1 protein-coding gene is annotated in these 1,086 nt (G+C 73.3%); it reads right to left on the reverse strand.

Going from position 1 to position 1,086, the window contains the following annotated elements:
• Positions 1 to 1,086 (reverse strand): polyketide synthase dehydratase domain-containing protein (locus ACZ7BZ_RS38370; protein ID WP_470362425.1); only part of this gene is annotated, 1,086 nt, incomplete at both ends.

The raw sequence follows: 1,086 nt of genomic DNA on the forward strand, positions 1-1,086 counted from the left end.
TCGTCCTGGGGGTGGATGACGAGGAGGTCGGGGGTGGTGGGTGTGGTGGTGGGTGTGGTGTCGGTGGTGACGGGGACCCACTCCAACACCAGCGGTGAGTCGAGCGGACCGCCCTGGGCGGCGGCCAGGTCCGGCGCGGTGAGCGCGCGGCTGGCGACCGAGCCGATGCCGAGCAGGGGCGCTCCGGTCGTGTCCGCCACACCGGCGGACAGGGTGCCGTCGGACTGGGCGGTCACCCGGATCCTGGCCGCGGCGGCGCCGGTCGCGTGCAGTGTCACGTCCGTGAACCGGTGCGGGAACGCCGTCTCTCCCGACTGACCGGCCAGGACGGCGTCCAGCGCGGGAGCCAACAGCGCCGGGTGGAGCCCGAATCCGTCCGGGGTGGCCTCCTCCGGAAGGGCTGTCTCGATGTGCCCGCCGGAGAACCCGCGGATGCTTCGGAAAGTCCCGCTGTGGTCGTAGCCGGCCGCGGCGAGCCGCTCGGCCAACTGGTCGGGCTCGACCCCGGCCGCCCGGCCGGAACCGGTCTCGGCCACCTCGCCCGAGGCGCTCAGCACACCGGTGGCGCGGCGCGTCCAGCCGTCGGCCTGTCGGGTGTGCACGGTGACGGCGTGCTTCCCGTCCTCGCCCGCGCCGGACACGTGGACGCGCAGATCGACCCCGCCCTCCTCCGGCAGGACGAGCGGCCGGTCCAGGGCGAGTTCATCGAGGTGGTGCAGGCCCAGACGGTCTCCGGTGGACAGGACGAGGTCGAGCACGGCCACCGCCGGCAGGACCGTCGTGTCCTGGAGCGTGTACCCCGCCAGCCAAGGGTGGCTCTCCATGCCGATCCGGCCGGTCGCCACCACGCCCTGACTCTCGGGCAGTTCCACCACGGCGGCGAGCAACGGGTGCGCGGCGTCGTCCAGTCCGGCTGACGCGGCATCGTCGAGGCCCGCCCCGGCCGCCGCTTCCAGCCAGTAGTGCTGGTGTTGGAAGGGGTAGGTGGGGAGGGGGGTGTGGTGGGGGGTGGGGGTTTTGGTGGTTGTGGTGGTGGGGGTGTTGTGGGTCCAGGTGTGGGCGAGGGCGTGGGTGAGTTGGGTGGTT

The organism is Kitasatospora sp. NPDC036934 (assembly GCF_055608425.1).